Here is a 12,057-nt window from a genome sequence, read left to right as displayed (position 1 = left end):
TATGTTAATGATGAGGAGTTTCGCATACCCAGTTTTCTTGGTATGCCATATTTTAAGGAGAGCACTCTTAACGGTAATCTAATATGTAACAATTTGGAGCAGCTGGTTAATGCATTTGACTACACGGATAGCAAAATTTATGTTGAGAATGCTTTAAACTTTGCCGGATTTTTTACCAAGCCCATTTATTGCAATGTGGAGCTAAAGCAAGACTGTTATGTTAACAGCCGATTTAAGCTGGTTACGGCTGAGATAAGCAAACTAACGGACAGCCATATATGGCATGTGGGAAGTCATACAGCAACTCTTGTCAGGCGTTATAGCTATATTGCCATGATGTCAAATGGTCTTGCCACCCTGTACATGAAGTAGGACGATGGCAAAATCGATTGATCAATTCTGGACGATATTTTCAACCATGGCAGTTTTATAAGTGTCAGTCCACTTCATTTTCTTCAAATGCTTCCGTTATTTCATCATATTCATCAGCAAAATCACCATATAAGTCATAGTCATCTGGGGCTGATTTTAAAAATCTTTTACGATTCTCTTTACCATAGCAAAACAGCCATTGCAGTCGGAATAGTTTTGACATGTCTGATACACTAAAATGTTCAACAATCTTAACGTCATAATCATTTTCAAGATTTAGTGGTTCTGCATCAGGCAATGCTTGTGTAATGAAATCAAGGGATTCAGCAGCCCAAGGGTCCTCATATGCATTTGATGCGTCAAAATGGATGCTATGGAATTGGTCCTCAACCAAACCAGTAACATTAAGCCCAGTTTTCTTTGATAGCTGAAGGCAGGAATTGAATGTAGGTTCAATTAGCTCCCCATCAGCTGATCTAAATGGAGCGCTTACCTTTTTAAATGCAGCTAGATCATTCGCATTAAGGTTTCCCCTTTCAAGTTCTGCTGTTGGGGATGTAAAATCAGCATCTGAATCAGGTTTTTTAGCACCAAGCGCTTTAAATACCTTATCTGCATTTTTAGCATTAATATGGAGTCCAATGAATGGACCAATAATATTAGGACCAGTATCTTTCACTTTTAATCACCCTATTTCTAGCATCATCCAAGCATTCCATGACGCTCATGTCCAAGTTTCTTAGGTTGGATTCTAACGCTCTTTTAAATACAAGGTTATCGGAGTACAGGGCGGATTTATACGCACTGATTAGTCTTTTTGCTGGTGTCCATTTACCGGAGAGAGTCCTGGTACTATCCCCCATGCATCTTATGCGGAAGGCATCCTCCTGCCTGATGTCAGCTTCGCCTATATCCATATGATATCTTTCCAGTTTATCAACCTCTTTGGCCAATCTGGATATATTTACCTGCTCAACCAATGATTCACCATTATCCATGACCATGATGACCGGTGTAGTCTCTCTATTGATGGAGCGCATGCGGCCTATTCTTTGCCAGTACATTATGTTGCTTTTACTTCTATCATCCATCATGATGGACATGTCAATATCATCAACATGCATACCTTGATTCATTTTATTAATGATGAACGGCACGTTAATGGACCCTCTTTTTGATTTCCCTGTCCATTCTGGGTCCAAATGCTCGTCTTCCCTTAGGTATGATGAGAACATTAATCTTCTGTTACCGTATGTTAAGCGCAACTCATTCATGATCATTGATCTTTGGGATTTAAAGTCAGTTCTTTCTTTAATGCTGGATTCAGTTGAGCTATTGCAGAATACCAATATCTTGATACCGGAGCCTGATCTGTCTCCTCTTTCAATTAACTCATTAATGGATTCACACAGCACTTTTCTGCTATGCTTGCAAATACCATCTTTATTTGTGGCTTCAGATATGCGTGATTTTTTACGCAAGGACAGCAATTTTCCTTTAAATTGCATAACTTTTGGTCTGCTATCAAGTGGGAATATGTGATATTCGGGCATGTCCAGTATCCCAGACCTAACGCATTCCTGATTACCAGTCAGAACGACACTGCTCCAAAACCGCACCGTTGCGCTGTCATCCTTATTTGTGGTTGGATTACCAGTCAGAACGACACTGCTCCAAAACAGCCAATAACGCTTCCTCTCCATTTTCTCCGTTGGATTACCAGTCAGAACGACACTGCTCCAAAACCCGTTGAGGGGTGAGCCGGTAAGAATAAGGTTAGATTACCAGTCAGAACGACACTGCTCCAAAACTAGCTGTCATCCTCCTCAGGGCTCCATGCAGTTGGATTACCAGTCAGAACGACACTGCTCCAAAACCCGGCCTGCTGGTCGATCTTGGTCTCCATCGTTGGATTACCAGTCAGAACGGCACTGCTCCAAAACAAATGCGTCCATTTGCACGGTGGTTTTCCGTTGGATTACCAGTCAGAACGACACTGCTCCAAAACCGACGATGCCCGCACCAGCACTGCCTTGGGGTTGGATTACCAGTCAGAACGACACTGCTCCAAAACTCCATACCCTTCCTCTCCCATGCTCGGTAGTTGGATTACCAGTCAGAACGACACTGCTCCAAAACCAGCCAGCTATTTTTGTCGTAAAAGAGGGAGTTGGATTACCAGTCAGAACGACACTGCTCCAAAACCATTGGATCAAAATCTTCTCTGCGCGGAAGACGCCCGTCCTGACCGGATATACTTGCTATTTCTCGATAAAGTCCAGGTCGATCGTAGTTTTTATCTCATTTTCGTGTCTATTCGGATCTGCTTTGTTTTCAAGGAGCAGCACCCTTGTTTTTGAGAAAAAAACGTGTTCGTACAGCTTCTCAAGTTCAATTTCTGTCAAAAAAGTTTTGAGATTAACGAACACCATTACTTTCGAACACTGGATGTCAAGAACAAAAGATAAGAAATCTATCAAATTGTCAAGGAACGTTTCTTGCGGGTTTGGATGGGCTCCAAACCCGAACGCTTTGATGAAGCGCTTGAGATCCCATTCTATAGCAAACGAATAGTCTCCGTACATGCTTAGTCCCAAGGAGGCTACTTGTGATGAGAGCGCGACTGCTGCATCTTCCAGCGTGCGTCGAAGTTCCTCATCTTCTATCAGCTCTTTTTCAAAGCGTTTCGATATCGAGCCCATCAGAGCTCGGTCATCCCAAGGCAACAACATCGGGTCACCGATGAACATAAGAGCGTCTCGGGTGGCGATCTCTTTTTCGCCTCTCCAGATCACATAGGGTTCTATAGCTTCGCGCTCTTCTCCACTTCGCAGGGAAAGGCACAGGCGTGTGAATAACGATGAGTTTTCGACCTGCAGGACGGTGGGCAATCCCGGTTCGATGTCGATCGGTCTTTCAAGTCCGGAAAAGACGATCCTCATAAGATCAGAAGCTCTTCCATGGAGTCGACCTCATCGTATGAGCGCACTTCACCGGTTATGTATTCCATGGTTGCAAACTGTCCTTCAGATACTTTCAGAACCTGCACTAATCCCGAGGGCGGTCGATTGTTGCGAAGACGGATCACGGCTGCGGCTGCTACGCCATCGTTTACAACAAGCTTTGCATAGACAGATTCCTGCATCATGAGATAGCCATCTTTCAAGAGATATCGTCTGAACTGACGGTAGTCTTTTCGCTGTCGAGCGGTATCGACCGGAAGATCGAAAAAAATCAGAAGCCGCATGTATCGAATCCTCGTTTCCGCACTCATACGATGTCAAACGGGTCAATCTCGTCAATCGCCAGCCTCTTGTTAAGCGCATTGAGGCAATCTTGCACATAAAGCGAGATGACGGAGCTTGTCTTGTAAGTTCCATCGCGATAGGCGATACACCCGTTCATAAGATCGACGAGCAACCTTCTATCGTTTCGCGTGAAGTCATCTTGAACATTGTCGAACACAATCCGATCAACGATCGGTCTGAATGGTTCCATGAGATCGCATGACAAATTAAACTGGTTGTATTCGTTTCTATGACATACACCGAGCTGGGTCAAATAGCCTCTCGAAACGATCTCGCGATTGACGGCTGAAAGGATAATGGCATATCCATAATTCAGCGCGGCATTGATTGCTAGGTCATCATCGCGAGAGAACGAATCACCAAACAATGATTGAAAATAACACCGCGCGGCATATGCCTCTCGATTTGTGGTGTCCCCCGAGCGCACGTCGGAAACGATGGCTCCGATTCGGCCGGCTTCTTCAGAACGTCCGCGAATTTCGAGCAAGCGAGCTTGATTGGTGATCTTGTCACGAACAACCCGCTGCCAGACGCGTTTTTTGATCGGTTCTTCCCAGGAGATCTGTTCCCCGATGCGCTTGCTTGTGTTATGGGCACCATAGATCGGAAGATACTGTCCGACGGGATTTCTTTTTTCATCGGAGATGACAAAGGTGATCTTAGCTTTGGCGAGTTCAGAGAGCAGATAGGCGCTCACAAAGACCTGCGTGGACTGAAGCGTCACCGAAGAAATCTCTGAAAGGTGGATCTTGGCAGCATCATCCTCCTTGCGAACAACAAGATAGCCGCCTTGGTAGGTGCATTTGCAAGCGCTTTCAATCAGCACGTTTCTAAAGGCCAATTTTCGTCCTCCTTTCGAACATTCCTGTTACCGATTGATCGATGAGATGGACATTGACCTTTGGGCTTGCGAGCTCTTTTTTATACTTGATTCGCACGTTTCCCGCGAATTTGCTTCCTCCGATATCGCTAAGGTTTACCATATTGGTTGACCCGTTGAAAATAGCGATAAGTCCTAGCACCACGTTACGCTGTACGTTGTCCGAGGCTTCGGAAAACGCTTCAGAAAGCAACGCGAGCTTCAGCTGTTTGGATAATCTTCGACTGGCCTGATCACCATGTAACAAGATCCTATTGAACAACGATATGACACATTCTCGTGAAACGGGTTTCTCGCTTACCAGCATCCTGATCACGCGCATCTCATCTTGTGCGAAGGCAAGTTCACAAGCATTGCGGACTTCTTCTTTCCCTGTGATGCAGAGCCGGTCGCCATCGATTTCGATAAGTTGATTTTTCAGGATCTTCGATCGTTCGATTCGGATGAACTCGAGGCCTTGATCCTTGGCAAGTTCGCGCGCGTAGCGCTCGAGCGCATTCTCATCTTGCCTGATCTGCGCTGACAACCGAACGGGGACTTGGGCGAATTCGAACAGCGTTTGCTCCTTTCTTGGATTCCGTGCCTTATATATAAAAAAGTAAGCAAACTGTTCACGCGAGAAAGAGCCGTATCTGCTTGGATTGAGCCCTTGCTTCAAAGGCAGCGCCGCGGTCTTCTTAGCGCGCGGAGAATAGATCGTCGCGTCCCAAAAGACCCCATGGTCTTCGAATGGCATGCGACTGATGAAACATTGTCGAAAATTCAACGAGCGACGGATGCCCTCGACTTCTGCTTCCGCATCCCAATCATCCTTGAAGATTTCGCCGGTTTCTTTGTCAAATCCAGAGGTCATGAAGCTGTTGACGATGAAGCCGCTTGAACCCGGGATGGTGCGGCACCTCTTGAAGATATCTGCTTGCTGTCTGACATAGTTTCTGACAACTTGGGACAGACCGATGGGGTTCTCGTAAACGCATGGATGGCGCTTCTGAATGAACAGTCCTACACGACATGCCAAGAAGGCGTCATGCGCATGATGAAAATCATTTGCCTCACGGCACTTTACGAGCTCTGCCGCCGTGCGTAGGTCATGAGAGATGCTCGCCTTCACGGAGATGATGTTCGTCTCCGGATATCTCGCCTCCAAGAGGGACCGAACAAGTTTGACCATCTGGCCTGTTTCAACGAGCTGGCGAGCTATGAAACCCTTCAGTGCCTTGTCGTCGATGCGCGAGCGCAGCAGGTTTCTGAATTTCTTGTCTCCGATGAGTTTGGCCTCATGAAGCATGCGCCAATATCCGCTCATCCGTCGTCGGATCTCGGGATCGATGAGCAGCATGTCGGTCTTGCGCTGGTTCTCCTCTCGATACACCAGTGCTTTGTTCTCCAAACTGTCGTCTTTGACATAGGTGCGCGGAATGATGTGATCGACCTCGTATATTCCGGCATTGCTGAGCTGATGAATATCGATCGCGCGTCCGGAATAGAGGCACTTGCCTCGCTGCATGAAATAGAGCGACAGACGCTCGTCCATATCATTGGGAGCCGTTTCGCAAAGCTCTCGCCATAGCTCGGGATCCTCTTTCTTGAATGCCTCAAGCGCATCTTTCAGGTCGTTGTATCGCCTTTTGGTGCGCCTGCCCTTCTTTTTGGGATCCTCATCCCTTGTGACCTCGATGAAGATGTTCGCCGGTGCCTTTCCGGCAATCGATGCGATCTCATCGACGATGCGTATCGATTGATTGAGGCTTCTGCGGACGGCGGGGGAACCGGGCAGCTCATTTACTCCGAGCGCTTGGGCATTCTCAGCGAAAAACGCCCTGTTGAAATCATCCACCTTCTTCTGAAAGCCCAGCTCCTCATCGCGCAGGATTTCCATCATCACCATGGCTCTCCCGCGTTTGCCCGAGACGGGGCACCCCTCGCGCAAAACGTCCATGATCGATACGCTGTCTTCATCAACCTGCACGGTGATGCCCGTCAGAAACTTCTCTGACAACCGGCCCCAACCGGTGAAACGTTTTTTGCAGATTGTTTTTATCTGCTCAGCCGATAGCCTGCTGCCGTACTCCTCCTTGAGGCGCTGGCTTAAAATCTTGCGATCCTCGAACAGCGTATTCCACAGAATGATCCGTTCGATCATGGGATAGTCTGATTGCTCCAGCCGTTCGACTTTGAAAACGTCCTTGCAGAAGAATATATATGATCCGAGTTTCGATTCGAATCCTTTTTCTCCCTGCCCGCCACACACGTGAGCTCCGATCTGATTTCGCTCGCGCTCCATCCAGCCGGCGACATCGCCGTAGCTCACCGTGCGCTTGCGCCGGAAGAGCTCCTCGATGATGCCTTCTCGATCGGCGGCATCGAAGCGATGCTCGTCATCACCGTCGATGGACCAATGGGCGCCGTTCAGCTCATTCAAGACGCAAAACTCCTCGTATAGGAGAGACGACTTGGGCAAAACCGGCTCCTGCTGAAGGTACGTGCACATCCCCGTCATACGCAGAATGAACTTCTCCGCGCTTTTGCTCCGATCGATAATGGACTCCCAGTTCCATGGAAAGATCGGCTCGTCCTGCATACCCGGCTTGCGTTCGGACCATGCGAATCGATTCTCGCCATGCTGATCGGTCCGGGCGTTTCTTGTTGAAAGCGGTCCAACATAATAGGGGATGCGAAATGAGACCAACGAGACGAGTTTGTCTGCGTCCCGCTTGAGAAACGGATAGAAGCGCCCTTGATTTTCGACGATGGCCTTGAGCTCTTCAAGGTGGAGTTGATGATAGATGCTTCCGTTGTCGCTTGTTTTGAGCCTACGGAGGAATTGCTGCTTGTCAAATCGATCCATCATCATGCGATAGCGTTCGTCAGCACGAGCGTCGGTTTTGGCGAAAAGCTTCTCAACCGCTTTTCTGAAGTCGTCATACTGCATGGATTCGCTTGGCTTGTATTCTGATTTTTTGGGCCCGAGATTGTATTTGGTGTAACCGCGTGCTTGGGCGGCATCATAGATACCCGTCCCTGGATAGGTGGCACCGGAGAAGAACATCCGGTACTGATCGGGAGCATAGATCTTGACCAGTTTCTTGAGCAACGCGAGATCTTCACCGTAACGGCGATACTTCTCTACCATATTGGCTGAGATGGTCTGTCCGGGCGCATACGACAGCAGACCTTGAAGCACGTATGCTGAGTAGACCTCGCACAGTCGATCGAACAGTTCGGCGCAGTCATCCGGACAAGCCGATCGGACCGCATCCACTGCTTCGTCATTTGAAAGATAGATGCTCGAGTCTTCGCAGGGGAAATCTCCGAAGATGTTCTTGAACTCCGTTTTGAGTCCGATCACAGCACCGGCCAACGCAATTCCGAGCTTCTTATCGGCCGCAGCGTCGTCGGATTTCACATCGAACAGGGGAGCGATCTTCTTTCGCCTGTCGGAGGGCGAGAGGTCCGGGTGCGTCAGCATGGCAAGAATGCTGCCGTTATCAGCAATGGAGCATTCGAATCCGCGCTCGGAGCTCCAGACCCGGAGCGTCTCTCGGAGGTGATTGAGCGCCTCGTCGGGCCGGGCGCTTTTTGCGCTCAGACTCTGTCCCTCTCGCAGAAAATTGCCACGGTGCTTGACGATATTGTGCAATGCGAGATAGATCAGACGAATATCCGCTTGCTCGTCAGTTTCCATAAGCCAGCTGCGTACATGGTAGATCGTCGGAAAGCGTTGATAATAGTCGCGTTCGGTAAACTTACAATCATTGAACAGCGGCCACCGATAGTCCGCGTGCTCCTCCGCGCGATCGTCCCGCAGCAACCTGGACTGTCTGAGTCGAATGAAAAAGTCTGGATCGGCCTGCTCCATCTGCTGTTCGAAGAGCTTCTGAAGAAGGTCGAGACGCCATCGCCGCCTGACATAGCGTCTTCGCTGACCGCGCGGCATGCGTGCGACAGCTGCGGTCTGAGCCTCTCGGAAGAGTCTGCTTCCCCATGTGGGCTTTCGCTTGAAGTGCGCGAGTGTCCCTCGTTCGTCCGTCACCGCCCATCCAACCGATGACGTACCCATGTCTAAGCCGATGCTGTAGTCGTCTTCAATCCCCCGCAATTTCATATTTGTTTACCCTTCACGACGTGATATACTACTTTCGTCTTGATTACCAGTCAGGACAGCACTGCGAGTCAAAATACGGCTTTGCCAAACTTGCCTCCCTTCGGAGGCGTCTCGTAGGAGACAATTTGAAGCCCCTTTAGGGGCTTCATTTTTCTTATATTAGAATACTGCAGGGGTGAATGCGTCGTCTTCTTGCGAAACGAGGAAAATCGTGCTTATCCCGACACAGTTTCCGCAGGGCGATGAGCCGCAGATCAAGTCAGCTTCAAGACTGCGGAACCTATCAAATTCGAGCGAGGAGATCTTTTAGATTTCGCCGTGACTGCCGTTGTGCGCGGCGCTGCCGTTCTTATGGTCGCGTGCGTAGACGGCGTCGTGGGTGATCGCCATCCCCGCCGCATCCGCAGCGATGGCGATCTCTACGGCGAACTCCTCGGCCTCTCGCGGTCGAAATCGCCTGAGCACGAAGTCGGCCACAGACATCTTGCCGGGTGGTTTGCCGATGCCGACGCGGATGCGCGCGAAGTCGCGGCTGCCGAGTTTATCGATGATGGATCGCAGGCCGTTGTGGCCCGCATGGCCGCCGCCGATCTTCACGCGAACGTCGCCGGCGGGGATATCGAGTTCATCGTGAATGACGAGCAACTCGCCGGGCTCGATGCCGTAGGCGGCGGCGAGCTTGGAGATCGGCCCGCCGCTCGTGTTCATGAACGACTGGGGCTTCACGAGCACGACCTCGCGCGCCTCTCCGCCGGCGCGCTCGTCGCTGAGCGCTATCGTGGCGACTTCGGCACCGAGCTGGTTTTTCCAGTATGTGACCTGCCAGCGCCGAGCGAGTTCGTCGACGGTCTGAAAACCCGCGTTGTGCCGCGTCTCGGAATACTCCTCGCCGGGGTTGCCGAGGCCTGCGATCATGCGAATGGGTTGCGGGGCGCTCGCTGTCATCAGAGTGCGAAGTCGCCGCCGACGAGCTTGGAGACGCTTTCCTCGTTGTAGACCGCAGAGATCGCGCTGGCGAACTCATCGGCCACCGTGATCGTCTTGATCTTGCCGGAGGTCTTGATCGGGATGGCATCGGTGACGACGCACTCCACCACCGGCGCGTCGTTCAAACGCTCGATGGCGGGCCCCGAGAAGATGCCGTGGGTGGCACACACGTAGATGTCACCTGCTCCCATGGCCTTGAGTTCCTTCACACCCGCGCACAGCGTCCCCGCCGTGTCGATCATGTCGTCGTTCACGATGCAGGTCTTGCCCCGGATATCCCCGATGACACCCATCACCTCGGCCGCATTGTGGCGCGGTCGGCCCTTGTGCGCGATAGCGAAGGAGCACTCGAGCATATCGGAGAGCTTCTTGGCCGCCTTGGCGCGGCCGACATCGGGGGACACGACGACGAGATTGTCGGTGTCGAAATTCATCGCCTGATAGTAGTCACCAAAGAGCGGCAGCGCCGAGAGATGGTTGACGGGGATGTCGAAGAATCCCTGAATCTGACCCTGGTGCAGATCGAGCGTGATGATGCGGTCCACCCCGGCGCGCTCGAGCAGGTTCGCGACGAGCCTGGCGGTGATGGGCTCGCGCGGCGCCGCTTTGCGATCCTGACGCGCGTAGCCGTAATGGGTGATGCAGGCGGTGATCGATCGCGCCGAGGCGCGCTTTGCCGCATCGGTTGCGATGAGCAACTCCATGAGCATGTCGTTCACGTTGCCGCCCGCGATGGACTGGACGAGAAAGACATCGGCGCCGCGAACGGATTCGACATAGCGCGCATAGATCTCGCCGTTGGCGAATTTCTCGACTGTGAGCCCTGACAGCTCGACACCCAGAATGCCCGCGATCTTCTCAGCGAGCGGTCGGTTGGATGACCCCGAATAAACGCGCAGGCTCTTGCGCATCTGAACCAGTTTTCTGGGATCGCTTGTTGACATTGCCCCGTCTCCTTCAGTCTGTTGCCGTGAGTGCCTACCGAGTGCTGTCTTCCGAGCTGTGCTGCGGGCGCATTCGCCTCTTCGCATAACCGGCTATGATGCGCTGCTCGACGCGCTCCAAGGCGAGCGCTCCGTCAGGAACATCCTGTGTGATCGTGCCGCCCGCGCCGGTGGTGGCGTGCGCGCCGATATTCACGGGGGCGACCATCATGGTGTCCGAGCCGATGAAGGTGCCGTCGCCGATGGTGGTGGGATTCTTGTTCACTCCATCGTAGTTGCATGTGATCGAGCCGGCACCGATGTTCACATCGGCGCCCATGATCGTGTCGCCGATATAGGAGAGATGCGGAACCTTCGATCCGCGACCGATCGTTGACTTCTTGATCTCGACATGCGTCCCGGCCTTCGAACCCTCGAGCATGTGCGTGCCCGGGCGAAGATACGCGCGTGGCCCGCAGCTGACGTCGTTCTCGAGCACGGCTTGGATGGCGACGGTTTCCTCCACGGTGCAGCCATTCCCGACCCGCGTGCTCTCGAGTCTGGTGTTCGGTCCGATGACGCAGTCCTCGCCGATGCATGTAGCACCTGTGACAAAGGTGAGCGGGTAGACGATCGTATCTGCTCCGATGCTCGCATCCGGGCCGATCCAGGCTTGAGTGGGATCGATCAGCGTGACACCGCTGTCCATGAGACGCGCGTTCACGCGATCGCGTGCCATAGCGTTCATCTCGGCGAGCTGGGATCGGCTGTTCACGCCTATGCCCTCTCGGTAGTCATCCAAGTGGACGACGGCGGTATCGAGCCCCGCGCGCCGCAGGATCTCGATCATGTCGGTCAGATAGTACTCGCTTTGCGTGTTGTCACAGCCGATTTCACCGATGTGGGCGGTCAGCGCCGCCCCGTCGAAAGCGTAGCAGCCGGCGTTGCACTCGTGCATATCAGCGTGTTGCGCGGGCGTGCACTCCGCCTGCTCTATGATGCGCTCGACCGCGCCGGTGCGTCCCAGCTCGATTCTGCCGTAGCCGAACGGATCGGGAGGGGTCATCGTGAGGATGGCGGCTGCGCTCGAGCCGTCTGCGACCGTCTCGGCGAACCGGCGGATCGTCTCAGGCGAGATGAGAGGCAGATCCCCGTTCAGAACGACGACGGGCTCGCCTGCCACGGGGCGGGCATCGAGCGCGCAGCGCACAGCATCAGCGGTTCCGAGCTGTCTGGGCTGATCGACGCAGGTGATGTCTGCAAGAGCTTCGGCCTCGGTGCCGCGGACGAGATCGCGGACCTGCTGCCCATGACAGCCGACCACGACATCGATTCGCGTACAGCCCGCGGCGACGGCTGCATCGAGGACCCAGCGGATCATCGGCTTTCCGAGGACCTCGTGTGCGACCTTCGCATGCCTCGATCTCATGCGCGTTCCCTCGCCTGCGGCGAGGATGATAGCGGTGATGTCCATTGAGTTCC

General features: G+C 52.4%; 10 protein-coding genes and 1 CRISPR repeat array. Of the genes, 1 reads left to right on the top strand and 9 read right to left on the bottom strand.

Annotated elements, in window-relative coordinates:
- Nucleotides 1-93 precede the first annotated feature (93 nt).
- A complete protein-coding gene (locus CORGL_RS09995; protein ID WP_172633563.1) occupies nt 94-372 on the top strand; it encodes a hypothetical protein in 279 nt (92 codons plus the stop codon).
- Between the two features lie 64 nt (nt 373-436).
- Here the strand turns inward: CORGL_RS09995 and CORGL_RS09865 are convergent, their stop codons facing one another.
- From CORGL_RS09865 to glmU, 9 genes are all read right to left on the bottom strand, one after another.
- Complete coding sequence (locus CORGL_RS09865) at nt 437-1,051, bottom strand: hypothetical protein (protein WP_013709580.1); 615 nt, start codon at nt 1,049-1,051, stop codon at nt 437-439.
- The gene (locus CORGL_RS09860; RefSeq protein ID WP_156789838.1) at nt 1,032-1,925 is read right to left on the bottom strand and encodes a hypothetical protein; all 894 of its coding nucleotides are present in this window, start codon (nt 1,923-1,925) and stop codon (nt 1,032-1,034) included. Before CORGL_RS09860 ends, CORGL_RS09865 begins: the two co-directional genes overlap by 20 nt.
- A 29-nt stretch (nt 1,926-1,954) precedes the next feature.
- A CRISPR array of direct repeats spans nt 1,955-2,577; the repeat unit is 32 nt; unit sequence GATTACCAGTCAGAACGACACTGCTCCAAAAC.
- 56 nt (nt 2,578-2,633) lie between these two features.
- Nucleotides 2,634-3,314, bottom strand: a complete 681-nt coding sequence (gene csn2, locus CORGL_RS08905) for a type II-A CRISPR-associated protein Csn2 (RefSeq protein ID WP_013709578.1) — start codon at nt 3,312-3,314, stop codon at nt 2,634-2,636.
- A complete protein-coding gene (gene cas2 / locus CORGL_RS08900) occupies nt 3,311-3,619 on the bottom strand; it encodes a CRISPR-associated endonuclease Cas2 (protein WP_013709577.1) in 309 nt (102 codons plus the stop codon). Before cas2 ends, csn2 begins: the two co-directional genes overlap by 4 nt.
- A gap of 23 nt (nt 3,620-3,642) precedes the next feature.
- Nucleotides 3,643-4,521, bottom strand: coding sequence for a type II CRISPR-associated endonuclease Cas1 (gene cas1 / locus CORGL_RS08895; RefSeq protein ID WP_013709576.1), 879 nt, complete (start codon nt 4,519-4,521; stop codon nt 3,643-3,645).
- Nucleotides 4,511-8,665: a type II CRISPR RNA-guided endonuclease Cas9 gene (gene cas9 / locus CORGL_RS08890; RefSeq protein ID WP_013709575.1), complete on the bottom strand. Its 4,155-nt coding sequence runs from the start codon at nt 8,663-8,665 to the stop codon at nt 4,511-4,513. The genes cas1 and cas9 overlap by 11 nt, the downstream gene beginning before the upstream one ends.
- A gap of 306 nt (nt 8,666-8,971) precedes the next feature.
- Nucleotides 8,972-9,610: an aminoacyl-tRNA hydrolase gene (pth, locus tag CORGL_RS08885; RefSeq protein WP_013709574.1), complete on the bottom strand. Its 639-nt coding sequence runs from the start codon at nt 9,608-9,610 to the stop codon at nt 8,972-8,974.
- Complete coding sequence (locus tag CORGL_RS08880) at nt 9,610-10,596, bottom strand: ribose-phosphate diphosphokinase (RefSeq protein WP_013709573.1); 987 nt, start codon at nt 10,594-10,596, stop codon at nt 9,610-9,612. The genes pth and CORGL_RS08880 overlap by 1 nt, the downstream gene beginning before the upstream one ends.
- Before the next feature lie 34 nt (nt 10,597-10,630).
- On the bottom strand, nt 10,631-12,049 hold the full coding sequence (gene glmU / locus CORGL_RS08875; protein WP_013709572.1) for a bifunctional UDP-N-acetylglucosamine diphosphorylase/glucosamine-1-phosphate N-acetyltransferase GlmU: 1,419 nt from the start codon (nt 12,047-12,049) through the stop codon (nt 10,631-10,633).
- Nucleotides 12,050-12,057 lie beyond the last annotated feature (8 nt).

Origin of the sequence: Coriobacterium glomerans PW2 (assembly GCF_000195315.1) — a bacterium.
GTDB classification, from domain to species: domain Bacteria; phylum Actinomycetota; class Coriobacteriia; order Coriobacteriales; family Coriobacteriaceae; genus Coriobacterium; species Coriobacterium glomerans.
The sequence above is the reverse complement of the archived record's forward strand: the minus strand, read 5'-3'. Positions and strand labels throughout refer to the sequence as shown.